Origin of the sequence: Achromobacter sp. MFA1 R4 (genome assembly GCF_900156745.1) — a bacterium.
In the GTDB taxonomy this organism is placed as follows: domain Bacteria; phylum Pseudomonadota; class Gammaproteobacteria; order Burkholderiales; family Burkholderiaceae_B; genus Achromobacter.
In genome coordinates, this window is record NZ_LT707065.1 from 2,022,671 (window position 1) to 2,046,724 (window position 24,054).

Annotated in this window: 23 protein-coding genes; 6 read left to right on the forward strand and 17 right to left on the reverse strand. The window is 68.9% G+C overall.

Going from position 1 to position 24,054, the window contains the following annotated elements:
- Positions 1–29 precede the first annotated feature (29 nt).
- Entirely contained in the window at positions 30–956 is a 927-nt protein-coding gene (panE, locus tag BXA00_RS09130; RefSeq protein ID WP_076518178.1) for a 2-dehydropantoate 2-reductase, read from the reverse strand.
- 102 nt (positions 957–1,058) lie between these two features.
- On the reverse strand, positions 1,059–1,973 hold the full coding sequence (locus tag BXA00_RS09135) for a DedA family protein/thiosulfate sulfurtransferase GlpE (RefSeq protein WP_076518179.1): 915 nt from the start codon (positions 1,971–1,973) through the stop codon (positions 1,059–1,061).
- A gap of 464 nt (positions 1,974–2,437) precedes the next feature.
- Here BXA00_RS09135 and BXA00_RS09140 point away from each other — a divergent pair, with 464 nt between their 5' ends.
- The 5 genes from BXA00_RS09140 to BXA00_RS09160 all read left to right on the forward strand — a co-directional run bounded on the left by BXA00_RS09140 (position 2,438) and on the right by BXA00_RS09160 (position 8,498).
- Positions 2,438–3,469 (forward strand): BMP family protein, encoded by a 1,032-nt coding sequence (locus tag BXA00_RS09140; protein ID WP_083714225.1) that lies wholly within the window; start codon positions 2,438–2,440, stop codon positions 3,467–3,469.
- Positions 3,466–4,995, forward strand: coding sequence for an ABC transporter ATP-binding protein (locus BXA00_RS09145; RefSeq protein WP_076518181.1), 1,530 nt, complete (start codon positions 3,466–3,468; stop codon positions 4,993–4,995). The genes BXA00_RS09140 and BXA00_RS09145 overlap by 4 nt, the downstream gene beginning before the upstream one ends.
- A gap of 49 nt (positions 4,996–5,044) precedes the next feature.
- Positions 5,045–6,118 carry an ABC transporter permease gene (locus BXA00_RS09150; protein WP_076518183.1) on the forward strand — a complete coding sequence of 358 codons (1,074 nt, stop codon included), beginning with the start codon at positions 5,045–5,047 and terminating at the stop codon, positions 6,116–6,118.
- A 10-nt stretch (positions 6,119–6,128) separates the two neighbouring features.
- Positions 6,129–7,079, forward strand: coding sequence for an ABC transporter permease (locus BXA00_RS09155; RefSeq protein ID WP_076518185.1), 951 nt, complete (start codon positions 6,129–6,131; stop codon positions 7,077–7,079).
- Between the two features lie 138 nt (positions 7,080–7,217).
- Positions 7,218–8,498, forward strand: coding sequence for an amidohydrolase family protein (locus BXA00_RS09160; RefSeq protein ID WP_076518187.1), 1,281 nt, complete (start codon positions 7,218–7,220; stop codon positions 8,496–8,498).
- Here the strand turns inward: BXA00_RS09160 and BXA00_RS09165 are convergent.
- From BXA00_RS09165 to BXA00_RS09205, 9 genes are read right to left on the reverse strand one after another with little or no spacing between them, the layout of a single operon-like run.
- Positions 8,473–8,859, reverse strand: coding sequence for a RidA family protein (locus tag BXA00_RS09165; RefSeq protein WP_076518189.1), 387 nt, complete (start codon positions 8,857–8,859; stop codon positions 8,473–8,475). The two genes, BXA00_RS09160 and BXA00_RS09165, sit on opposite strands and share 26 nt — an antisense overlap.
- Positions 8,856–10,019, reverse strand: a complete 1,164-nt coding sequence (locus BXA00_RS09170) for an FAD-binding oxidoreductase (protein WP_076521875.1) — start codon at positions 10,017–10,019, stop codon at positions 8,856–8,858. Before BXA00_RS09170 ends, BXA00_RS09165 begins: the two co-directional genes overlap by 4 nt.
- 12 nt (positions 10,020–10,031) lie before the next feature.
- The gene (locus BXA00_RS09175; RefSeq protein WP_076518191.1) at positions 10,032–11,474 is read right to left on the reverse strand and encodes an NAD(P)/FAD-dependent oxidoreductase; all 1,443 of its coding nucleotides are present in this window, start codon (positions 11,472–11,474) and stop codon (positions 10,032–10,034) included.
- Positions 11,471–11,779, reverse strand: a complete 309-nt coding sequence (locus tag BXA00_RS09180) for a (2Fe-2S)-binding protein (protein ID WP_076518193.1) — start codon at positions 11,777–11,779, stop codon at positions 11,471–11,473. Before BXA00_RS09180 ends, BXA00_RS09175 begins: the two co-directional genes overlap by 4 nt.
- Positions 11,763–12,920 carry an FAD-binding oxidoreductase gene (locus BXA00_RS09185; protein WP_076518195.1) on the reverse strand — a complete coding sequence of 386 codons (1,158 nt, stop codon included), beginning with the start codon at positions 12,918–12,920 and terminating at the stop codon, positions 11,763–11,765. The genes BXA00_RS09180 and BXA00_RS09185 overlap by 17 nt, the downstream gene beginning before the upstream one ends.
- Positions 12,920–13,720, reverse strand: coding sequence for an ABC transporter permease (locus BXA00_RS09190; RefSeq protein WP_076518197.1), 801 nt, complete (start codon positions 13,718–13,720; stop codon positions 12,920–12,922). Before BXA00_RS09190 ends, BXA00_RS09185 begins: the two co-directional genes overlap by 1 nt.
- Position 13,721: 1 nt before the next feature.
- Positions 13,722–14,588: an ABC transporter permease gene (locus BXA00_RS09195; protein ID WP_076518199.1), complete on the reverse strand. Its 867-nt coding sequence runs from the start codon at positions 14,586–14,588 to the stop codon at positions 13,722–13,724.
- On the reverse strand, positions 14,585–15,652 hold the full coding sequence (locus BXA00_RS09200; protein WP_076518201.1) for an ABC transporter ATP-binding protein: 1,068 nt from the start codon (positions 15,650–15,652) through the stop codon (positions 14,585–14,587). The genes BXA00_RS09195 and BXA00_RS09200 overlap by 4 nt, the downstream gene beginning before the upstream one ends.
- A 46-nt stretch (positions 15,653–15,698) precedes the next feature.
- Positions 15,699–16,730 (reverse strand): ABC transporter substrate-binding protein, encoded by a 1,032-nt coding sequence (locus BXA00_RS09205; RefSeq protein ID WP_076518203.1) that lies wholly within the window; start codon positions 16,728–16,730, stop codon positions 15,699–15,701.
- A 184-nt stretch (positions 16,731–16,914) separates the two neighbouring features.
- Here BXA00_RS09205 and BXA00_RS09210 point away from each other — a divergent pair, with 184 nt between their 5' ends.
- Complete coding sequence (locus BXA00_RS09210) at positions 16,915–17,718, forward strand: GntR family transcriptional regulator (RefSeq protein WP_076518205.1); 804 nt, start codon at positions 16,915–16,917, stop codon at positions 17,716–17,718.
- Positions 17,719–17,754: 36 nt separating this feature from the next.
- Here BXA00_RS09210 and BXA00_RS09215 read toward each other — a convergent pair whose 3' ends face one another.
- The 6 genes from BXA00_RS09215 to BXA00_RS09240 all read right to left on the reverse strand — a co-directional run bounded on the left by BXA00_RS09215 (position 17,755) and on the right by BXA00_RS09240 (position 24,025).
- Entirely contained in the window at positions 17,755–18,588 is an 834-nt protein-coding gene (locus BXA00_RS09215) for a GyrI-like domain-containing protein (protein ID WP_076518207.1), read from the reverse strand.
- A 447-nt stretch (positions 18,589–19,035) separates the two neighbouring features.
- On the reverse strand, positions 19,036–19,971 hold the full coding sequence (locus BXA00_RS09220; protein ID WP_076518209.1) for a glyoxylate/hydroxypyruvate reductase A: 936 nt from the start codon (positions 19,969–19,971) through the stop codon (positions 19,036–19,038).
- A gap of 94 nt (positions 19,972–20,065) precedes the next feature.
- On the reverse strand, positions 20,066–21,136 hold the full coding sequence (locus BXA00_RS09225) for an ABC transporter substrate-binding protein (protein ID WP_172805868.1): 1,071 nt from the start codon (positions 21,134–21,136) through the stop codon (positions 20,066–20,068).
- Entirely contained in the window at positions 21,133–22,305 is a 1,173-nt protein-coding gene (locus BXA00_RS09230) for an FAD-binding oxidoreductase (RefSeq protein ID WP_076518211.1), read from the reverse strand. Before BXA00_RS09230 ends, BXA00_RS09225 begins: the two co-directional genes overlap by 4 nt.
- Complete coding sequence (locus tag BXA00_RS09235; RefSeq protein WP_076518213.1) at positions 22,302–23,687, reverse strand: NAD(P)/FAD-dependent oxidoreductase; 1,386 nt, start codon at positions 23,685–23,687, stop codon at positions 22,302–22,304. Before BXA00_RS09235 ends, BXA00_RS09230 begins: the two co-directional genes overlap by 4 nt.
- The gene (locus BXA00_RS09240; RefSeq protein ID WP_076518215.1) at positions 23,684–24,025 is read right to left on the reverse strand and encodes a (2Fe-2S)-binding protein; all 342 of its coding nucleotides are present in this window, start codon (positions 24,023–24,025) and stop codon (positions 23,684–23,686) included. Before BXA00_RS09240 ends, BXA00_RS09235 begins: the two co-directional genes overlap by 4 nt.
- Positions 24,026–24,054: the final 29 nt, after the last annotated feature.

Sequence of the window (24,054 nt, forward strand, 5' to 3'; positions counted from 1 at the left end):
CCCCGATTGAACAGGGCCGCCCGCCCCGGTCAGCGCGCGGCGCGCTGCGCCTGGTACACCTGCAGATGCGAATACGCCACGCGCAGATAGGTGGCGTCCACGCCCAGCGTGCGGGCGCGGCGGACCATGTCGCCCACGATGTGGTCGGCCTCGACCGGCAGGCCCTGGCGCAGGTCGCGGAACATGGAAGCGGTCATGGGCTGGCTGCGGTCGGACAACAGCTTCTGCACGGCGGCGTCGGCCTCGGGCCGCACCGCATGGCCGGAGGCGGCCGCGACCGCCTGCGATTCCTGCAGCAGGCTGAGCAGGAAGTCCACGCCGTCGTCGGTGGACGCGATCTGACCCACCGAACCGCGCATCAGGCAGGTGGCCGCGGCCAAGGTGGTCAGCATGACGTACTTTTCCCAGATGTCCTGGTAGATGTTCTCGCTGAGCCGGCTGACGTATTCGCCGCCCGCCAGCGCCTGCTCCAGCGCGATGCAGCGCTCGCTGCGGGCGGGGCCGGCGCGTTCGCCGAACACGAGGTTGGCATGCTTGCCCAGGTGGACGACTTCGCCGTCGGGGCCGAGCGTGGCATTGATCTGGCACAGGCCGCCCAGCACGCGATGCGGTTCGAATTCGCGGTCCAGCACGTCATACTGCAGCACGCCGTTCATGATGGGCAGCACCGCCGTATCGGGGCCCACCGCGGGGCGGATGGCCTCGATGGCGCTGTCCAGGTCGTAAGCCTTGCAGGACAGCACCACCACGTCGTAGCTGTCCTGCAGCGTCTGCTGCGTGACCAGCTTGGGATGCAGCGTGGCATCTCCCAGCGGACTCTGGATGCGCAATCCCTGCTCGCGGATCCGCGCGGCGCGCGGCTCGCGCACCAGGAACGTCACGTCCGCGCCCGCTTGCGCCGCGCGCCCGCCGAAGTATCCGCCGGTACCGCCGGCGCCCAAGAACAACAACCGCATGCCTGTCTCCTGTTGGCTGCCCGCGTCGGACGCGGGCCGATGAAAGAATTATGCGCCCGGACCGCCGCGCGGCCCATCGGCCGCGCCCACGCGCCGGACGGTTCAGGCCTGCTGCTGGCGTTCGGTCCAGGCCTCGTATCCGCCGCGCAAGGCCCAGATCTTGCGGTAGCCGGCGGCGCGCAGGCGCGAGGCGAGCAGCGCGGCCGAGACTTCGTTCGGGCATGCGCAATAGACCACGATGTCGGCGTCGAGCGCGCCCGGGTCCAGCGCCGGCAGCGGCTGCTTCAGATCCACGGCCACGGCGCCGGGGATGCGCGCCGCGTCGCGCTGGGCCTCGGGCCGCACGTCGAAGACCAGCGCATCGCGCCCGTCCTGGCGCCATTGCATCAACTCGTCGACCGACAGCCGCGGAATGACGCGCAGGCTGCGCAGCAGCAGCCGGCGCCGCAGAAAGCGCGCCACGATGTAGAGCGCCAGCACTGCCGCCAGCACCGCCAGTCCCACCGGGCCATAGGTGCCCAGGACGTCCAGCACGTCGTTGACCACGCTGTGGAAGAGGCCGCCCAGCAGCAGCGCCGAGCCCACCCAGACCAGCGCGCCGGCCAGGTCATAGACGAAGAAGCGGCGATAGGGCGTGCGGGTCAGGCCCGCCATGACGGTGGACAGGGCGCCCGCGCCCGGCAGGAACTTGCACACCAGCAGCGCGCGCACGCCGATGCGCAGGTACAGGCGCTGCGTCTGCCGGATGCACGAGTCCTGCGACAAGGACAGCTTGCAGACCACGCCCAGCAGCCGCGACCCGTAGCGCCGTCCGGCCCAATACCAGAGGCTGTCGGCGATGAGGCATGCGGCCGTGGCGGCCAGCAGGGGCACGAGCCATCCGGCCGCGCCCGCCAGCGCGCCGGCCGCGATGATCATGGGGTAGGCGGGCACCGGCAGCCCGGCCTGCTCGATCAGGACGTTGGCGAACACCAGCCACCCGCCGTACTGCTCGAGCAGCAATTGAATGTCTTGCATGGATCTTCCTGCTTGCCGCGCACGTCGCGGCTCCTGCGCGGAATTTTAGGCGCGCGCCCTCGCGGACGGACCATAGACCCTGCGCCCCGCGCGGCAACAGACTGTTCCCTTGCCATGGACACCGGCGTCATCCCGGCGCAGTGTCCACCTATTGGGACACCGCGCACCACTGCGGTGCCACCAATCCCCGCGAGGGTGCCTATAATCCTGCCCGGCCATCAGGTTTCCCCGACTTGTCGCAGGAATGCCCCGTGGCATACAAATTGCTTCGCCAGGACAGGCGGCGAACTCGACCATTCGGACGGGTGCGCCTCCTGGCGCTCCCATCCGATGACCGATCCCACGCCCCCGTTTCCGCACGTTCGCCCCGGCATCATGCCCGCCAGCGGCAGCGGCCTCCTTGCAGCGGGCGGCGCCTCCCCTCATCTCCATTACCTGTCCTTCCCCGCGTAGGAGTCACCTGCATGAAATCCCTTTCCCTTTCTTCCGCTGGCGGCATCGCCCGCCGCGGCCTGCTCAAGCTGGCCGCAGCGGCTGCCGGCGCGCTGATGTTCTCGGGCGCGGCCCTGGCCCAGGCGCCCGCCAAGACCAAGGTCGCCGCCGTCTACACCGTGCCGGTCGAACAGCAATGGGTCTCGCGCATCCACAAGGCCCTGTCGGCCGCCCGCGACCGCGGCGACATCGAGTACACGTTCTCGGAAAACGTCACCAACGCCGACTACGAGCGCGTGCTGCGCCAGTACGCCGAGCAGGGCAACAAGCTGATCGTGGGCGAGGCGTTCGCCGTTGAAGCCGCGGCCCGCAAGGTCGCCAAGGACTATCCGCAGACCGCCTTCCTGATGGGTTCGTCGGGCAAGCCCCAGCAGCCCAACTTCTCGGTGTTCGACAACTACATCCAGGAACCCGCGTACCTGACCGGCATGATCGCCGGCGGCATGAGCAAGACCGGCAAGATCGGCCTGGTCGGCGGCTACCCCATCCCCGAAGTGAACCGCCTGATGCAGGCTTTCATGGAAGGCGCCAAGGAAACGAACCCGAAGGCCGAGTTCACCGTGACCTTCATCGGCTCGTGGTTCGATCCCCCCAAGGCCAAGGAAGCCGCCTTCGCCATGATCGACAAGGGCGCGGACGTGCTGTATGCCGAACGCTTCGGCGTGTCGGACGCCGCCAAGGAACGCGGCAAGCTGGCCATCGGCAACGTGATCGACACCCAGCCGCAGTACCCCGAGACGGTCGTCGCCTCGGCGCTGTGGAGCATGGAACCCACCATCGACGAAGCGCTCAAGCAAGTGAAGGCCGGCACGTTCAAGGCCGCTGACTTCGGCGAGTATTCGCTGATGAAGCACAAGGGCTCGTCGCTCGCGCCGCTGGGCACCTTCGCGCAGAAGATCCCGGCCGACCTGGTCGCCAAGGTCCAGGCCAAGGAAAAAGCCATCCTGGACGGCAGCTTCACCGTGAAGGTCAACGACAAAGAACCCAAGTCCACGGCACGATGAACCAAGCGCCTCTCGCCCTGCAACTGACGGGGATCACCAAACGCTTTGGCAGCCTCACGGCCAACGACGATGTCTCGCTCACGCTCCGGCAGGGCGAAGTGTTGGCCTTGCTGGGCGAGAACGGCGCCGGCAAATCGACCCTGGTGTCGATCCTGTTCGGCCACTACGTGGCCGACGCCGGCCGTATCGACGTCTTCGGCAAGCCCTTGCCCGCCGGCCGGCCCGACGCCGCGCTGGCGGCGGGCGTGGGCATGGTGCACCAGCATTTCACGCTGGCCGACAACCTCACCGTGCTGGACAACATCATGGTGGGCACGGAATCGCTCTGGAAGCTGGCATCGGGCCGCGGCCAGGCCCGCAAACGCCTGGTTGAACTGGGCCAGCGCTTCGGCCTGGGCGTGGACCCGGACGCGCGCGTGGGCACGCTGTCCGTCGGCGAAAAGCAGCGCGTCGAGATCCTGAAGGCGCTGTACCGCGGCGCCCGCGTGCTGATCCTGGACGAGCCCACCGCGGTGCTGACGCCGCAGGAAGTGCAGGACCTGTTCGCCACGCTGCGCGGCTTTGTCGACGAAGGCCTGGCCGTGATCTTCATTTCGCACAAGCTGGACGAAGTGATGGCCGTGTCGCGCCGCGTCGCCGTGCTGCGGCAGGGCCGGCTGGTGGCCGAGCGCGACACCGCGGACACCAGCCCGGCGGAACTGGCCGAACTGATGGTGGGCCGCAAGGTCGTCATGCCGCGCGCGCAAGCGGCCTCGGCCGCCGAGCAGGCCGCGCCCGTGGTGACCCTGTCCCAGGTGACCGTGCGCGACAGCCGCGACGGCGCGCCCCGGCTCGACAGCCTGGACCTGGTTGTCCACACCCATGAAATCGTGGCCATCGCCGGCGTGGCCGGCAACGGCCAACAGGCGCTGGTGTCGGTGCTGACCGGCCTGCGCCAGCCCTCGGACGGCACGATCCGGCTGGGCCCGGAACACGCCGCCGCGCCGACCACCCCCGCGGGCTGGACCGCCGCGCGCGTGGGCCGCATCCCGGAAGACCGGCACGGCGAAGGCATGATCGGCGACAGCCCCCTGTGGGAAAACGCCATCGTGGAAGACCTGAAAGACAAGCGCTTCGCCCGCCACGGCCTGATCCGCGCCCGCGCGGGCAAGGCGTATGCGGCGTCGCTCGCCAAGCAGTTCGACGTGCGCGCCGCCTCGCTCGACGTGCGCACGCGCAGTCTGTCCGGCGGCAACATGCAGAAACTGATCCTGGGCCGCACGCTGGCGCGCGAGCCGCGCCTCATCGTGGCCGACCAGCCTACCTGGGGCCTGGACATCGGCGCGGTCGCCTACGTGCGCGAGCAGCTGCTGGCGGCGCGCGCGCGCGGCGCGGGCGTGCTGCTGGTGTCCGAAGACCTGGAAGAAATCTTCGCCCTGGCCGACCGCATCGCCGTGCTGTGCGGCGGCAAGCTGGTCGCGATCAAGCCGGTGGCCGACTGGACGCCCGCCACCGTCGGCCTGGCCATGACGGGAACCCGGGCGTGACGGCTCGCACCGTCCTGTCCGGCTGTCTCCACAACTGAGCATCACTCGCATGAAACTGATCCTGGAACGCCGCCCCGAGCCCAGCCGCCTTGCGCTGGCCCTGGCCCCGATCGCGGCCATCCTCTTCACCCTGGCGGTCTGCACGCTGCTGGTGGCCTGGGCCGGCGCCCCCGTCGGCCGCGCCTATGCGCTGTTGTTCGAAGGCGCGTTCGGCACGCGCTTCGCGCTGTCCGAAACGCTGACGCGCGCCACGCCGCTGATGCTGACCGGCCTGGCCTGCGCCGTGGCCTTCCGGGCCCGTTTCTACAACATCGGCGCCGAAGGCCAGCTCTATCTGGGCGCGCTGGCGGCCGTGGCGGTGGGCGGCCTGCATGGCGGCACCGGCTTCGACCTGCCCGTGCCCGTGCTGTTTGCCGGCATGATGCTGGCGGCCGCGCTGGCCGGCGCCTTGCTGCTGCTGATCCCGGCCGTGCTGAAGACACGCCTGGGCGTGGACGAAGTGGTGACCACGCTGCTGGGCAACTTCATCGTGCTGCTGTTCGTGTCCATGATGCTGGACGGCCCGATGAAGGATCCCATGGCCATGGGCTGGCCGCAGTCCGTGGCGCTGAACGGCGACCTGGAGCTGGGCAAGCTGATCGAACGCACGCGCGCCCACACCGGCCTGCTCTGGGCCGCGGGCCTGGCGCTGGGCCTGTGGCTGCTCAACCGCTACACGGTGTTCGGCTTCCAGATGCGCGCGGTGGGCGCCAACGCCCACGCCTCGCGCTTCCTGGGCCTGCCGGTGAACCGCGTGATGCTGGGCACCGCCATGCTGTCGGGCGCACTGGCGGGCCTGGCCGGCGCCATCGAAGTGGCGGGGCGCACCAGCTACGTCACGCTCGACATGTCGCCGGGCTATGGCTACACGGGCGTGGTGGTCGCCATGCTGGCCGGCCTGCATCCGCTGGGCGTGATCCTGGCCAGCATCTTCGTGGCCGGCATGCTGGTGGGCGCCGACAGCATGAGCCGCGCCATCGCCGTGCCCAACTACATCGCCGACGTCATCGTCGCCACCTCGTTGCTCGCCATGCTGGTCGCGACGCTATTCGCGCAGTACCGCCTGCGCCGCAACAAGGCTTGAGGAGCACGCCATGGAATGGATGGATTTGATGAGTTCCGCGGCCTTCTGGGTCGCCGTGCTGCGCCTGGCCACGCCGCTGATCCTGGGCACGCTGGGTGTGCTGCTGTGCGAACGCGCCGGCGTGCTGAACCTGGGCATCGAAGGCATCATGGTCGCCGGGGCCTTCACGGGCTGGCTGGTCGTCTACCTGGGCGCGCCGCTCTACGTGGGCGTGCTGGCGGCGGCGCTGGCCGGCGCCGCGTTCGGCCTGCTGCACGCGGTGCTGACCGTGCCGCTGGGGCTGTCGCAGCACGTCTCGGGACTGGGCGTGACCATGCTGGCCACCAGCCTGAGCTATTTTGCGTACCGCGTCACCTTCCCCAGCGTCAACACGCCGCCCACGATCACGCCGTTCGCCGAAATGAAGTTCCTGGACGGCATTCCGCTCATCGGACCCGTGCTGGCCGGACAGACGCCCATGACACTGATCGCGCTGGCCGCGGTGCCCGTGCTTGCGTGGGTGCTGAACCGCACGCCGGTCGGCCTGGCGATCCGCATGGTGGGCGAAAACCCCGCCGCCGCCGAAGGCCAGGGCCTGTCCGTGACGCGCCTGCGCATTGGCGCTATCGTGGCCGGATCGGCGCTGATGGGCGTGGCAGGCAGCTTCCTTACGCTGGCGGCGTTCAACGCGTTCTTCTTCAATATGGTCAACGGCCGCGGCTGGGTCTGCGTGGCGCTGGTGGTGTTTGCGTCGTGGCGGCCCGGCAAGGCGCTCTTGGGCGCGCTGATCTTCGCCTTCTTCGACGCGCTGCAGCTGCGCCTGCAGCAGGGCGGGGCGGCGCTGCCGGGCCTGCCGGAACTGCCGTACCAGGTGTACCTGATGCTGCCCTATATCCTGTCCATCCTGGCCCTGGTGTTCATGGCGCGCCGCGCCGCCTACCCGCAAGCCCTGATGAAACCGTATCGCAAAGGCGAAAGGTAGCCCCCCCGAGCGCTACGCGCTTCCCCCAGGGGCGTCGCGACGGACCGGCAGAGCCGGCTCCGTGCGACCCGACGCGGCGGCGGCGGCTCATGCAACGGGGCAGGGATGCGGCAACTGAAATTTTTGCAAGGAATTCGCATGTTCGACCTGATTCTGAAGAACTGCACGCTGCCCGACGGCCGCAAGAATATCGACATCGGCGTGGCCGACGGCCGCATCGTGGCCATGGAACCCGCGCTGAAAGCCGAGGCCGCGCAGACCGTGGATGCCGCCGGGCAACTGGTGACCTCGCCCTTCGTCGACGCGCACTTCCACATGGACTCCACGCTGTCCTTCGGACTGCCGCGCGTGAACCAGTCGGGCACGCTGCTCGAAGGCATCGCGCTGTGGGGCGAATTGAAGCCGCTGCTGACGCAGGAAGCGCTGGTCGAACGCGCGCTGGCCTATTGCGACTGGGCCGTGGCGCGCGGCCTGCTGGCCATCCGCTCGCACGTGGACGTGTGCGATCCGCGCCTGCTGGCCACCGAAGCGCTGCTGCACGTGCGCGAAAAGGTCAAACCCTACCTGGACCTGCAGCTCGTCGCCTTCCCGCAGGACGGCGTGCTGCGCGCCCCCGGTGCGCTGGACAACCTGAAGCGCGCGCTGGACATGGGCGTGGACGTGGTGGGCGGCATTCCGCACTTCGAGCGCACCATGCAGGACGGCGCCGAGTCCGTGCGCATCCTGTGCGAGCTGGCCGCCGAACGCGGCCTGCGCGTGGACATGCACTGCGACGAAAGCGACGACCCGCTGTCACGCCACATCGAGACGCTGGCCTATCACACGCAGCGCCTCGGACTGCAGGGCCGCGTGACGGGTTCGCACCTGACGTCCATGCATTCGATGGACAACTACTACGTGTCCAAGCTGATCCCCCTGATCCGCGAGGCCGGCGTGTCGGCCATTGCGAACCCGCTGATCAACATCACGCTGCAGGGCCGCCACGACACCTATCCCAAGCGCCGCGGCATGACGCGCGTGCCCGAGCTGATGGCGGCCGGCGTGCCCGTCGCCTTCGGCCACGACTGCGTGATGGACCCCTGGTACAGCCTGGGTTCCGGCGACATGCTGGAAGTCGCGCACATGGGCCTGCATGTGGGCCAGATGACCGGCCAGGACGCCATGCGCGCCTGTTTCGAGGCCGTCACCACCACGCCCGCAAAAATCCTGGGCCTGGACGAGACGGGCCTGGCGGTGGGCAAGCGCGCCGACCTGGTGCTGCTGCAGGCGCGCGACGCGGTCGAGGCGCTGCGCCTGCGCGCCACGCGCCTGATGGTGCTGCGCGCGGGCAAGGTGGTGGCGACCACGCCGCCTGCCACCGCCACGCTGCACCTGCCGGGCCGCCCTGGCGAAGTCAGCTTTCAGACACCGGCCCGCTGACGTACCCGGGCCGCGCGGCGGCGGTCACGATGATCTCCACCAGCATCTCCGGCCCGGCCAGCCTGGCCTCGCAGGTGGCGCGGGTGGGCATCGCGCGGGGCGGCGCCCATTGCGCCCACACCTCGTTCATGCCGGCAAAATCGCGCTCGATGTCCTTGAGCCAGATCTGCACGGACAGCAGCCGGGACTTGTCGGTATTGGCCCGCGCCAGATAGCCGTCGATCTTGTCCAGCACGTCGCGCGTCTGCGCGGCGATGCCGCCCGCTGCCGTCGAGGTCACGCCGGCCACATACACGGTGTCCCCGTGGATCACGATGCGGGACAGGCGTTCGTTGGAATCCATGCGCACGATGTCGTTCATTCGTCTTGCTCCTTGGCGGATGGGCTGCGCGCCTGCGCGGCAGCCGGAAAGCGGTCGATCCGGAATGGCGCGATCGGCAGGTCCGTCGCGCCCGTGGTGATCAGGTCGGCCATGATGCGGCCGACGATGGGGCCCAGCTCAAAGCCGTGCGCCGAAAAGCCGAAAGCGTGAAAGGCCGTCTCATGCCGGCTGCTGCGGCCGATAACGGGTATCTCGTCGGGCATGGCCCCTTCGATGCCCGCCCAGCCGCGATTCACGATCGCATCGCGCATGTGCGGAAACAGGTCGACCACCGTGCGCGCGCCTTCGGCCAGGGAACGGAAATCCAGCTCGGTCCATTCGGCGTCGCGGTCCACCCACGCGCGCCGGCCGCCGCCGATCAGCACGGTACCGTTCGCGCGCTGCTTGAACGACAGCGCGCGGCCGGTGCCCAGCACCACGGGATCCAGGAAGTGGTCCATGCGCAGCGTCACCAGCATCATGGGACTGATGGGCAACAGCGGCACCGGCTCGCCCCACTGCGCGGCGATGCGGTCGGCCCAGGCGCCCGCGCAATTGAGCACCTGCGGCGCCGTGTACACGCCCGCATCGGTGTCCACGCGCCACTGTCCGTCCCGCCACGCCACGCCCTGCACGCGCACGCCTTCGATAAAGCGCGCGCCAAGGCTCGCGGCCTTCGTGCGAAAGGCGAGGGTCGTGCGGTAGGGGTCGGCGGCGGCGTCCTCGCGCGCGATCAGGCCGCCCTGCACCGTGGGCGCGATGGCCGGGATCAGGTCCAGCAGGTCTTCGCGGCTTATCCACTGCTCGTGCGTGTAGCCGTGGTCTGTCATGGTCTGGAGCCGTGCGCGCAGCGTCTGCACGTCGGCGGCATTCTCGGCCACGCGCACCTGCCCGTGCTGCTCGAAGCCGCAGTCGTCGTCCACCAGCTCGCCGATGCGATACCAGAGCTCGCGCGAGGCCAGCGCCAGCGGCACCTCGGCCAGATGGCGGGACAGCGTGCGCACGCCGCCCGCATTCACGCCCGACGCGTGGCGTCCGACGTAGTTCTTCTCGATGACCAGCGCGCGCACGCCGGCGCGCGCCAGGTGCAGCGCGGCGGAACTGCCGTGCAGCCCGCCGCCGATGATGATGACTTCAGCCGCCCGCCCTTGAACGGTCATGGTGTCCATCCGTCATTTCTTCAGGCGGACCACGGCCTGGCGCGATTCGTCGGTCTGCGGCAATGACGCCAGCTCGCCCAGCGTCAGCGGCTTGGTCGGGAAGCGCAGCCGGTAATAGCCCACTTCCTGTGTCGGCACGCCGCGCTCTTCGGCGATGATCTCCGATACCGTCAGCCCGCAGAAGCGGCCCTGGCACGGTCCCATGCCGCAGCGCAGGAAGGCCTTCATCTGGTTCGGGCCGCTGCAGCCCAGCTTGACCGTCTCGCGCACCTGCGCGGCGGTCACTTCCTCGCAGCGGCAGACGATGGTGTCGCCAGTGGGCCGCCGGAAGGCCTCGGGCGCCTTGTACAGCGTGTCGAAGAACTCGCGGCCGCGCACGGCCCGCGCCAGCGCCTCGCGCGGCGCCGCGGCTTCGCTGTCGCGCTGGCGGGCGTCGATGCGGCCCAGCAGATGCGCGGCCTGCAGGGCGGCCAGCCGTCCGCGGTGTTCGGCTGCCAACGCGCCGGCGATGCCCGCGCCGTCCCCGGCCATGCCGATGCCGTCCACGGAGGTCGTGCCCCAGTCGTCGACCTGCGGCTCCCAACAGTCCAGCGCCTCGTTCCAGCGATGCGCCGCGCCCACCGCGCGCGACAGGTTCACGTTCGGCACCACGCCCTGGTGCAGCATGAGCTGGTCGGCGGGCAGCGTCTTGGTGATGCCGCCAGCGGTGTAGCGCACGCTTTGCAGCTTGCCGTCGCCCAGCGCCTCCAGCGCCGTCACGCCCTTGACGATGGGCACGGCGGCCTTGACCGCGCGCAGCAGCTTGAGGCCTTTGCCCAGGTACGGCGAGCGCAGGAAGCCCCACACCTTGGGCAGCGCCTGCCCCATGCGTCCGGGCGGCGTGGTCTCCAGCAGCGCGTCGACCTTGACCCCGGCGTTCAGGTATTGCCAGGCCACCAGATACAGCAGCGGACCGCAGCCGGCCAGCACCGTGCGGTCGGACGGCACCACGCCGGAAGACTTCAGCAGGATCTGCGCCGCCCCCGCGGTGATGACGCCGGGCAGCGTCCAACCCGGGATCGGGAAAGGCCGCTCCTGCGCGCCCGTGGCCAGCAGCAGGCGGCGCGCATGCACGATGCGCGCCTCGCCGTTCACCGAGTACGCCACCTCGAAGCCCTCCGCCGGCTGCGGCGCCGTGCGCTGGGCCACCGCCCACACGGTCGCGCCCGGCACGTAGCGCGCGCCGGACTGCTGGAACGGCGGCACCAGCGTCGCGCCATGCCAGTAGTCCTCGCCCAGGATGCCGCGGTCGGTGACCGGCGTGGTGGTGATGGCCCGATAGATCTGCCCGCCCGGCGCGGGCTGTTCATCGAGCAGCACCGTGTCCACGCCCAGGTTCGCCGCCAGGGTCGCGGCCGCCAGGCCGGCCGGGCCCGCGCCCACCACCAGCAAATCGCATTGCGTCGTGTCGATCATGCCTGCACCTTGCGCGCGCCCAACTGGCGCTCGATCTTCATACCTTCCCGCACGGGCGTCATGCAGCCCTGCTGGTTCGCTTGCCCATCGATGGTGACCAGGCAGTCGTAGCAGACGCCCATCATGCAGTACGGCCCGCGCGGCACCTCGTTGACCGCCGTATCGCGACAGGCCTGCACGCCGCCCGCAAAGAGCGCCGCCGCCACGCTGTCGCCCTGACGGCACAGCATTTCGGCGCCATTGACCGTGATCCGCACCGGCGCGCCCTGCGCCTGCCGCTGCGCCTCGTCAAGCCGCTTGAACATGAAACCTCCGGGTCGAGAAAGGCGCCATGTCGTCGGCCAGCTGGCCGGCGGCGATCATGGGCGCCAGATTGAGCGCATGCGCGGCGGCAAGCGTCACGCCGCTGTGACAGGTGGCGACGAACGCCCCCGGACACGTTTCGGATTGCTGGTAGATCGGAAAGCCGTCCTGCGACATGACGCGCAGCGCCGCCCAGCTACGCACCACGCGCACCTCGCGCAGCGCGGGCAGCGTGCGCACGGCGCGATCGGCCAGCGTGCCCAGGATGGGCAACCCCACCAGGTTGTCCACATAACCGGCCTCTTCCTGCGAATCGCCGATCAGCCAGGTGCCTTCATCGGTCTGGCGCAGCGTGGACAACGGGATCTCCAGCATGCGGCGCGTGCGCTCCAGCACCACGATCTGACCGCGCTGCGGCCGCACCGGCACGTCCAGGCCGACCTGTTCCCCCAACTGCTTGTTCGACAGCCCCGAGGCCAGCACCACCTTGTGCGCACGCACCGTGCCGCCGGGCGTGGCGATCTCGAACACGCCGTCGCGCCGCTTGATGGCCTGCGCCGGACGGCGCGGCAGGTAATCCACAACCCGCTGTGCAAAACTCGTGTGCAGCGCGCGCAGCAGCTTCAGCGGATTGGCGATGCCGTCCACCGGCGTCCACGTCGCGCCGCGCACCTCGGGACCGATGCCGGGCACCAGGTCCGCGACTTCGGCGCGGTCCAGCATCTTCCATTCGTACTGCGCCATGCCGGGCTGCGCCAGCAGCGTGCTCATGAAGCGCGTGCGCGCCTCGACCTCTTCGTCGCTCAAGAGCGCATGCAGTCCGCCGCGCTGCTCCAGGTGCACGTCCACGCCGGTTTCCGCAAGCAGCTGCGCCGCCAGCGTCGGCCAGCCCTGCGCGGACGTCATGGTCCACACCCCGTAGCGCGGCAGGCCCATGCCCTTGCTCTGCACCCACACCAGCCCGAAATTCCCGCGCGAGGCGCGATAGGCCACGTCGCCCTCGTCCAGCACGGCCACGTGGTCCAGTTCGCGCCGCAGCCCGTAGGCCACGGCCGATCCGACCAGGCCGCCCCCGATCACCACCGCATCGTAGATGCCGCGGTGCGCGGGCGCGCGCGGCGCCAGTTCTTTCTCGTCGGTCATTAGCGTCCCTTTCCTACAAACAGCTTTTCCAGGCCGACGACGCGGTCCAGGATGAAAATGGCAATGATCGTCACGTAGATCAGCACCGCCGACACCGCCGTCACCAGCGGGTCGATGGTGTCTTCGATGTGCAGGAAGATGCGCACTGGCAGGGTCGTCGTGGACGGCGAGGCGATGAAGATCGACATCGTCAGTTCATCGAAGCTGGTGATGAACGCGATCACCCAACCGCTCACCACGCCGGGAAGCAGCAGCGGCAGCACCACCCGGCGAAACGCCGTCCAGTTGGACGCGCCCAGCGATTGCGCGGCGCGCTCCAGCGCCGGATCGATGCCCGCCGCCGACGCCAGCACCAGCCGCAGCGCGTAAGGCATGACCAGGATTACGTGCGCCACCACCAGGCCGAAGTACGTGCCCGCCAGGTCCACGGTCGTGAAGAACTTCAGGAAGGCCAGGCCCAGCACGACGTGCGGAATCATCAGCGGCGACAGAAAAAACGCCACGAGGGCCTCGCGGCCGCGAAAGCGGTTGCGCGCGATGGCCAGCGCGCTGGGAACGGCAAGCCCGATCGCCAGCGTGGCCGATAGCGTACCCAGGCCCAGGCTGAACCAGAACGCGTCCACGAAGCGCGGATTGTCCAGGATGGCGCGGAACCAGCGCAGCGACAGCCCGCCCGAGGGCAGCGAGATGAAGCCTTCGGACGTGAACGCCACCGCGCACACCATCACGATGGGCGCCAGGATGAAGAGAATGAAAAGCGTGTGGAACACGAGGCCGATGGGGCCGTTGCGAAATTGCATGTCAGCCTCCGGCCTGGTTGAACACCGCGCCATAACGGCGCTCGATGATGCGGTTGGCGGACAGCAGCACCACCACGGTCGCCACCAGCAACACCACCGCCAGCGCCGCGCCCAGCGGCCAGTTCAGCGTGTTCAGGAACTCGTCGTAGGCGGCCGTGGCCACGTTCTTCAGGCGCCGTCCGCCGATGATGGCGGGCGTGGCGAACGAACTGGCCGCCATCGCGAACACCATGATCGCGCCGGACAGGATGCCCGGCATCACCTGCGGCACGATCACGCGACGGATCACGGTGAACTGACTGGCGCCCAGCGACAGCGCCGCCGCCTCGGTGGCCGGATTGATCCGCTGCAGCGAGGCCCACACCGAGATCACCATGAAGGGCACCAGCACGTGCGTCAGCGCGATGGCCACGCCCAGATTGCTGTACATCAGGTCGATCGGCGTGGAGATGATCCCGATGCCCATCAGCGCCTTGTTGATGAGGCCCGTGGACCCGAACAGCAGCGCCCATCCCAGCGTGCGCACCACCACCGAGATCAGCAGCGGGCCCAGCACGACCATCAGGAAAAGCCCCTTCCAGGGATTGGCCATGCGCGACAGCACATAGGCTTCGGCCGTGCCCAGCACCAGGCAGGCCAGTGTCACGGCCGCCGCCACGCCGAAGGTGCGCGCGTAGATCTCGTAGTAGTAGCCGTCCGAGAAAATCTCGATGTAGTTCTTCCAGGTGAAGGTGGCCTGCATGCCGCCGTAGAACTGGAAGTCGAAGAAGCTGATCAGGAACACCAGCGCCATCGGCACCACGAGGAACGTGGCATACACCGCCAGCGCCGGGGCGCTCAGCACCCACGGATTGGTGCGGGCGGTCATGACGCGCGGCCTTGCGGCGCGCCGGCCGGGTTGACTTCGCACATGTCCTGCGCGCGCCAGCGCAGATGCACCGGCTCGCCTTCGGCGGGCACCGGCACGCCGTCGTTCTGGCGAATCACCATGACCTCGCCCACGGACGTTTCCACCTGGCACAGCCAGTGGTTGCCCTGGAACACGCGCGTCTTCATGCGGCCGGGCAGGGCACAGGCGGCCGGCTCCGAGAACAGGATCTTCTCGGGCCGCACGATGACCGCGCCCTGCGGCACGGGCGCGCCCTCCATGGCGACATGGGCCTCGCCGATGCGCGCCCGGGTCTGTCCTTCGTATTGCTCGGCCTGCGGCGTGAACACATTGGCCTTGCCCAGAAAGCCGCCCACGAAATGGCTGGCCGGGCCTTCGTATGCCGCGAAGGGTTCAGCCACCTGCTCGACGCGGCCCTGGTTCATCACCACGATGCGGTCCGACAGCGCCAGCGCCTCGGACTGGTCGTGCGTGACCAGGATGGTGGTGGTGCCGACGGTGCGCTGGATGCTGCGCAGTTCAAGCTGCATTTCCTCGCGCAGCTTGGCGTCCAGGTTTGAGAGCGGTTCGTCCAGCAGCAGCACGCTGGGCCGGATGACCAGCGCGCGGGCCAGCGCCACGCGCTGCTGCTGTCCGCCGGACATGCGAGCGGGATGCCGGTCGGCCAGGTGCGACAGGCCCACGAGCTTGAGCGCATCCGCCACGCGGGCCTCGCGCTCGTCCTTTTTCACCCGCTGCATTTCCAGGCCGAAGGACACGTTCTCGGCCGCCGTCATGTGCGGAAACAGCGCATAGTTCTGGAACACCATGCCCAGCCCGCGCTTGTTGGCGGGCACCTTGCTGACGTCCTTGCCGTTCAGCACGATGCGGCCGCCGCTGGGTTCGACAAACCCCGCGATCATCTGCAGGGTGGTGGTCTTGCCGCAGCCCGAGGGCCCCAGCAGGGAAATGAACTCGCCCTGCCTGACCGACAGGCTCAGGTTCTCGACGGCGGTGGTCTCGCCGTAGCGCTTGCTCAGGCGGTCCAGCACAAGATAAGTCATGAATGCTCCCGGTGGCGGCGCGCGCGCCGCCCGTATGCGCAGGCGGTCAGCGCTCGATTTCCCGCGTCCAGCGCTTGTTCCAGTCGTCCCGGTTCTGGTTGACGGTGTCCCAGTCGATCACGATGAGGTCGGCAGCGCGCTTGCCGATAGGCAGCGGCACGCGCGGATCGTCCGTGACCTTGGCCTTCTTGTTGACCGGGCCGTAGCCGTACGCGGACGCCAGCTTTTCCTGGACCTCGGGCGACACCAGGTATTCGACGAAGGCCTGGGCCTTGGGATTGGCGTTGGGCTTGGCGACGGGACACACCGACGACAGCAGCGCATAGGCGCCTTCCTGCGGATACACGAAGCCCACCGGGAAGCCGGTGTCGGCAAAGGCCTTGACGCGGCCGCTGCCCCAGACCGCGATGGTGGCCTGGCCGCTGGAGAACAGTTCGGTCATCTTGCCGGGCGACGGTTCATAGACCAGCACGTTGGGGCCGACCTCGTTCTTGAACGTGGCGAAACCCGGGTCGATCTTCTTTTCGCCGCCGCCGCCTTCACGGGCGTATTCCACCAGCGTGTGCAGGCCGTAGGTGTTGTTCAGGGGCGGAATGACGAGCTGCTTTTTGTACTTGGGGTCCTTCAGGTCCTTCCACGAGGTGGGCGGCGCCCACTTCTTTTCTTCGAAGGCCTTCTTGTTGTACATGATGCCCGTGGCGACGATGCCGATGGCGACGGCCTTGTCGTCCTTGTAGCGCGCCGTAGTGTAGATGTCGTCGGCGGGCAGGTTCTTGATGGGCTCGCAAAAGCCCAGCGCAATGGCCTGGTACATGGGACCGTCGTCGATGATGGCGACGTCGATCTGCTGGTTGCTCTTTTGCGCCTGCAGGCGCGCCACCGTGTTGGTGGAATTGCCGGCCACGTAGTCCAGCTCGACGCCATGCTGCTTGGCGAAGGGCGGGAAGATTTCCTTGCGCATGATGTCTTCGAACGAGCCGCCGTAGCCGGCCACCACCAGTTTCTGCTGCGCCTGTGCATTGGCGCCCAGCCCGACGGCCACCGCCGCCGCTGCGAGCACTGCAAATACCTTGCTCATGAGAACCCCCGAATATTGGAAGAGAACTGCAAGAACTACCTGATTTGTTGCCCGGCAACCTCATGTCCGCCGTACAATTTGTCCGTACATGAATGTCCGGACAAATAATGGATCCAGCGAGACTGCCTTGTCAATCGGTTATTGTCCGGACAAACCCTATAAAACCAATCTAGGAGCCAACCTCATGACCCGATCCTCCGAGCGCGCCGCCAGCCCAGGCGGGGAGCGGGAAGCGCGCGGCCGGCCCGGCGCGGCGCGCCCTGCAGCCGACGCGGGCGGCCCGCGCTACAAGAGCATTTATCAGACGCTTTCCCAGGACATCAGCGCCGGGCGCTATCCCGTCATGACCCTGCTTCCCACCGAGCACGAGCTGTGCGAACAGTTCGGCGCCAGCCGCCACACCATCCGCGAAGCCATCCGCATGCTGACGGTGGCGGGCGTGGTGTCGCGCCGCCCCGGCGTGGGCACGCGCGTGGAAACGGCGCGCGCGACCACGCGTTTCACGCAGCGCATCTCGCAGTTTCCCGACCTGCTGCAGTACGCGCGCAATGCGGCGCTGCTGGTGCAGGACGTGCGCACCGTCAAGCTCACCAAGCGGCTCGCGGAAACGCTGGGCTGCGAGGCCGGCCAGCCCTGGCTGCACATCAACTCCATCAAGACCCTCGACGATCCCGACACGGCCGCGGCCTGCACGCTGATCTATGCGGATCCGGCGCATTCGGACGTGCGGGTGGAAGTGAAGTCGCGGATATCGCTGTTGCGGCTGATCGAAGACCATTTCGGCGACCGCATCACGGAGGTGAACCAGGAGTTCTCGGCCACGCCCATCGGTGCGGCCATGGCAAGGCAACTCCAGGTCGACGCCGGCACCGCGGGCTTTGTCATCACGCGCCGGTACTACGGCGACGGCGGCGTGCTGCTGCTTGCCACCATCACCACGTTCCCGCACGACAAGATGAAGTACTCGATGACGCTCAACGTGAGTTGATGCGCGCGACGGCCCGCGCGGGGAGCGTCGCGGCCGCTATCTGAGCGGCAGGCAGATGCGGGTCTGCAGCTGGGCGGGCGGCGTAGTGCGCGGGTCGTTCAGGTATTGCTCGAACATGGGGAAATCGGCGGGGGCCTGGCCGCTGGCGGGCAGCCATTCGGAGAAGAGCCAGTCGTAGGGCTTTTTCATCTCGTTGTAGGGGCCGGTGTAGGTGAGGATGGCGCAGCGGCCGGCGGGGATTTCGAAGCGTTCGAGCTCCTGGCCGAGGTCGGCGTCGGGCGCGACGGGCATGCCGGCGAGGGACCGCAGCTGGCTTTCCGGGACCTGCTCGGGATCGTCGAAATAGATGCCGAAACCGGTGGTGTCGGGTGTGGCGATGCCTCGGCCGATGGCGAGCATGAAGGCTCTTGAGAAGACGGGGCCGATGTCCTGGTAGCTGCCGCGATGCGTCAGGACGGCGAGGGTGGCGCCGGGGAAGTTTTCGATGACAACAGGGTACATGGCTGACTCCTTGGTGGTGGAAGGTTGGGAGCGGGCGGCGCGATACCGGCCTGGCGAGATGCCGAACACTGCGCCGAAAGCCCGGTTGAACGCGGCATCGGATTCATAGCCGGCGCGTTGCGCAACGTCCCGTAGTGCCGTCTGCGTGCCGGCCAGGGCCACGGCCGCGCGATGCATGCGGATGCGCTGGACGGTGGCGTTGACCGTTTCTCCCATCATGGCGCGGTAGACGCGATGGAAGTGGTACGGCGACAGGCAGGCCAGGTCGGCGAGCCGGTGCAGGTCGGGATCGGCGTCGGGGTTGGCGGCGAGCCAGCGCAGGACCGGGTCCAGGCGTTGGGCGTAGAGGGATCGCGTTGCGGGCTTCATGCTTGCTCCTTGGAGGGCAATGTAGCTTTTGTTCGTTTGCAGATTTTGCGGTTTTTGTTGGGTGGGTGGGGTTTTTCCTTGCTTGGGGGATTGGGTTCTTTAGGCGCACGGCGCGGCGGCGGCCTCGGGGCGCGGGGCTACGATTGCGGTCCGGAGCCTTCGCTCCGGACTGCCCCGTCGTCATCGTCGTTGGCGCCCTTCGGCGCCTGCCTTCCGATTCCCTCGGGCGCATCTACACGCCCCGCGCCCCGAGGCCGCCGCCACGCCGTGCTCTGGTGGTCCGGGTTTCTGCATTGCTGGGGGGGGCGGGGTGCTTGGCGTTTTTGCAGGCGGTGGGGGAAGGGGGAAGGTCTTGCGGGGGCCGCTTCACGGCGGCCGCGCGGGCGGCCTGGTGAAGCTTACGCGGTGTCTTGCGTCTGGCGATGACGCTTCGCGCTTGCGGGGGTGTCAGTAGCCGCGTTGCGCGTCGTAGATGTTGGGGAGGGGTTCTCCGCGCTCATTGGCGGCGATCAGCAGGGCGGTGTGACGCGCGCGTTCCTTGCGGTCGGGGATCGCGGCGCAGTGGGGGGTGATGGTGATGCGGGGGTGCGTCCACAGCGGGAAGTCTTTGGGCAGCGGTTCTTGCTCGAAGACGTCCAGGACGGCCTGGTCCAGGTGGCCGCTGTCCAGCGCGTCCAGGATGTCCTGCGTGACCATGTGCGAACCGCGGCCGGCGTTGATGAGGCTGGCGCCCTTGGGCAGTTGGGACAGCGTGGCGCGGTTGAGGATGCCGCGGGTGGCGTCCGTGGCGGGGAGCAGGCAGACCAGGAGGTCGGTGTTGGCGAGAAAGTCCCCGAACTGTTCCTGGCCCGCGTACGACGGCATGCCCGGCAGCGTGCTGGCGCCGCGGGACCAGCCGCTCACGGGAAAGCCCACGCGCGACAGCAGTTGGGCTGATGCGACGCCCAGGTGGCCCAGGCCCATGATGCCGACGCGCACGTCGGCGGCAACGCGCAGGGAGTCGAAGGTTTCCCAGTGGCTGCGCGACTGGTTGTGGACGATGGTCTTGACGTTGCGCGTGATCATGAGGGCGCTGGTCAGCACGAACTCCGCCATTTCCGTCTGCGTGCGGGCGGTGACCATGCGCGCGATGGGCAGGTGCCGGGGCAGCGCGGGGTCGGCGAGGATGTGGTCAACGCCGGCGCCGGCGCTGATGATGAGCTTGAGGTTCTGGAAGGTGGCCAGGCGGCCTGCGTCGGGCGCCCAGACGAGGGCGTAGTCGATGCTGGCGGGGTCGGTGTCTTCGTGCCAGCCCACGACCTCCAGTTCCGGCGCAAAGGCGCGGAACTGCGCGCGCCATTCGTCGATCGCGTGGGGGCCGCCGGAGTTGATGATGAGCCGCATGCGGGTCCTTGCAGGGGTACGGGCGCGTTCGCCCTGGCAGTGACGCGGGCGGCGCGCCTGCGGGTTGTCCACAGGTGCGCCGCCCGCAATGTCGTCAACGTTCGACCGTGCGGTTCCAGCGGGCGTTGAAGGCCGGCCGGGCCGCGTTGATCTGGTCCCAATCCAGGATCTTGGCGTTCGCCATGTAGCCTTGGAAACGCTTGAGGGCGTCGGCGTTGTTGGCGGGCGCCTGGACGTTCTTGTTGGACGGGAAGTGTCCGCCCATTTCCAGGGCCTTGGCCTGGGCCTTGGCGGACAGCAGGTACAGCGCGAGTTTCTGCGCCAGCTCCGGCTCGCTGTTCTTGGCGATGACGCATTCGCCGACCATCAGGATGACGGAGCCTTCCTTGGGCTGGGCGTATTCCACCGGGATGTCGCGCTTCTTGAGGCGCGCGATGGCGGTGGGCGTGAGCGGGAAGATCGCGGCTTCGTCGGACTGGATCATTTCCGCGAGCTTGGCCGAGTTGGGAATGTATTCCAGCACGTTGGGGCCGATGGTGGAGGGCCACTTCTTGAAGCCGGGATCGTAGTTCTGGTCGTTGCCGCCTTCGATGCGGTTGAACATCAGGAAGCCGTGCAGGCCGAAGGTGCTGCCCGACGCGGACTGGAACACGACCTTGCCCTTGTACTTGGGGTCCGCCAGGTCCAGCCACGAGATGGGCGGCGCCCAGCCGTTCTTCTGGAAGAGGCGCGTGTTGTAGCCCAGGCCGGTCATGCCGATGTCGATGCCGGCGGCCATGCGGTCTTTCATCAGGGCGGTGGGGTACAGCTCTTTGAGGACGGGGTCGTCATTGAGCTGCGCGCACAGGCCCATGGAGATCGCGCGGGCCATGATGCCGTCGTCCAGGAACATGACGTGCATCTGCGGGTTGTCCTTGTAGGCCTGCGCCTTGGCCAGCACGTCGGTCGAGGTGCCGGGCACCACGACGATCTTCACGTTGTTGGCTTTTTCGAAGTCCGGGAACACGTGCTGCGTGAAGGCGCGTTCCATGTCGCCGCCGTTCATGCCAACGTACAGCGTCTTCTGTTGCGCCATGGCCCCGGCAGACAGCAATGCCAGCACCGCCGCGCCCAACAGCCGCTTCCCCTTGGTCAGGCGCAGCGCGCCCTGTTTCTTGTGCATCATGGTGACTCCAGCGTTTGCTCACGAACACTCTCAGGCCGGGCCGCGGCGCCGTGAGCGGCGGACGCGTACCGTTCAATGCGGAAGGCATCGATAGGAATGGAGGATCGGCCGTGCACGACCAGCTCGGACAGCACTTCGCCCACGGCGGGGCCGATCTGAAAGCCCGCGCCGGACAGGCCGAAGGCATGGAAGAGGCCCGGCACGGTGGCGCTCGGGCCCAGTACGGGATTGTGGTCGGGCATGTTGCCTTCGACGCCGGTCCAGAAGCGGATGACCTGGGCGCCGCGCAGCGCCGGCAGCAGCTTGGCGGCGTTGGCCATCAGCGCGCCCAGGTTGGCGCGCCCCGGGCGGGCGTAGTCGGGGCCCACCGAGACCCCGCGCCCGCCGCCGATGACGCAGTTGCCGCGCGCGACCTGGCGCGCGTAGATGCCGCCGCCCTGCATGCCCAGGCTCACGTCCATGAATACCGGCAGGGGCTCGGTCACCATCATCAAGGGGTGGATGGCGGTCTCGGGGACGGCCTCGCCAAAGCCTTCGGCAAAGCGGCCGGCCCAGGCCCCCGCGCAATTGAGCAGGAAGCGCGAGCGCACTTCGAGCGCGTCGCCGGCCCGCACGATGAAGCGCGAACCGTCGTGCACGGCAGAGGTGACGCGCACGCCTTCGCGCACGTCGGCGCCCAGCGCGCGGGCCGCGCGCGCGAAGGCCGGCGATACGAGGCGCGGATTGGCGTGGCCGTCTTCGGGACAGAATGATCCGCCCACCACGTCCTGCCCCAGCCAGCCGAAGCGCCGCGCCAGCGCGCGGCGGTCCAGGAGTTCAAGGTCCATCCCGAAGCCGCGCGTGCTGTCGCGATACGCGTGCAGCAGCGCCAGGTCCGATTCGGAGCAGGCCAGCTTGAGGTGGCCGGAGCGCACGTACTCGCCGTCGCTGCCGATCAGTTCGGGCAGCTTGCCCCACAATTCGTGGGCGCGCCGCGCCAGCGGCATCTGTTCCAGTCCGCGGCCCTGGCGGCGCACGCCGCCGTAGTTCACGCCGCTGGCCTTGGCGCCGCACAGCGCGGCCTCCAGCAGCACCACGGGCACGCCCTGGCGCCGCAGGAAGAGCGCGGCACTGCCGCCGACGATGCCGCCGCCGATGATGGTCACTTCGGTATCGATGCGCTGCATCATGCCGCCTTCTTCCCGGGTCGTTCCAGGCACACCACGCTGACGGGGATGGGCTTGACCGGCGGCTGGTTGCGCAGGCGGCCGACCGCCTGCGGCGCGCAGCCCGCGGCATGCGCCAGGACCTCGGCCCCCGCGACGCCGCACATGCGGCCCTGGCAACGGCCCATGCCCACGCGCGTCAGCGCCTTCAGGCGGTTCACTTCGCGCACGCCGTTCTCCCGCACGGCTTGGCGGATGGTGCCGGCGGTGACTTCCTCGCAACGGCAGACGACCGTGTCGTCGGCGATGGCCGCGGCCCAGTCCTGCGGAAACGGGAAGGCGCGTTCCAGCGCGTCGCGCACGCGGCCGTTCGCCGCAAGGCGGGCTTCCAGCGCCCGCGCGCGCCGCGTGTCGTGCGGATGCCCCGTGTCTTCCAGCAGCGCAAGGGCCGCGCGTTCGCCCGCGAGTTCGGCCGCGTCGGCGCCGCCGATGGCCGCGCCGTCTCCGGCCACATAGACGCCGGCCACGCTGCTGCGGCCGGCGGCGTCGCGGCGCGGCACCCAGTTGCGGTCGCGCTCGTCGTAGGCGAATTCGCAGCCGACCAGACTGGCGAGCTGCGTTTCGGATCGCAGCGACAGGCCGAAGCCGACCGCGTCGCATTCCACCGTGTGCGTGCGACCGCCCTGGCGATACGCAAGGCCCGAAACGCGGTCCTTGCCTGTCACCGCGACGGGGCGCACGCCGCTGCGCAGGGGCACGCCGTGCGCGCGCAGCCATGCCATGTAGTAGAGGCCCTTGGCCAGCAGCGCGGGCGCGCGCAGCATGCCCGGCAACGCAGCCGCGCGGTCGGCAAGGCGCGACGTGTCCAGCACCGCCGCGACCTTCGCGCCTGCCTTGGCGTACTGGTACGCCACCAGGTAAAGCAGCGGCCCGGTGCCCATGAACGCGACGCGCTCGCCGATGGCGCAGCCCTGGTGCTTGAGCGCGACCTGCGATCCGCCCAGCGTGTAGACGCCCGGCGTCAGCCAGCCGGGAAACGGCAGCACGCGGTCCGTGGCGCCGGTGGCAAGAATCAGGTGGGTGTAGGGCACCGAGGTGCTGACCCCATCGCGCAGCACGTCCAGCGTCTTGCCTTCGGCGTTCCACACCAGGCACCCGGGGCGGCATTCCACCTGGGCCTGCAGCGCGTCCATGACCCGGTGCACGGCGTCGGCCTTGCGGTGCTCGAAACCGTAGAGCGCGGATTTGGGCCGCTTGAAGCCTGGCGGCGGATGCCGGTAGATCTGGCCGCCGGGCCGCAGCCCTTCGTCCAGGATGACGGGGCGCAGGCCCTGCGCGGCCAGCGTCTGGGCCGCGCGGATGCCGGCCGGGCCGGCGCCGACGATCACAGGCATCACGATGCTCATGGCGCGTCGTCCTCGGGCCAGGCCGCGGACGACAGGGCGCCGGGCGCCGCGGCGGGCGCCACCGCCACGCTTTGCAGCCGCATGCCGGGTTCGATGTAGGTGGAGCAGGCGCGCACGCGCTCGCCGTCCTCGCGCTGCACCCAGCAGTCCTGGCAGGCGCCCATCATGCAGAAGCCCGCGCGCGGGCCGCCCCCGAATTCCGACACGCGCAGGCGCTCGGCCTGCGTCAGCACGGCGGTCAGCACCGTGTCGCCGGCCAGCGCCGTGCAGGCCTGTCCGTCGAAGGTGAACGTCAAGGCGGGGCGGCCGGTTTCGGCCAGGCGTTTCAGGATTTCCATGTTGCCCGCGTCTCCTTTACGGCTGTCGG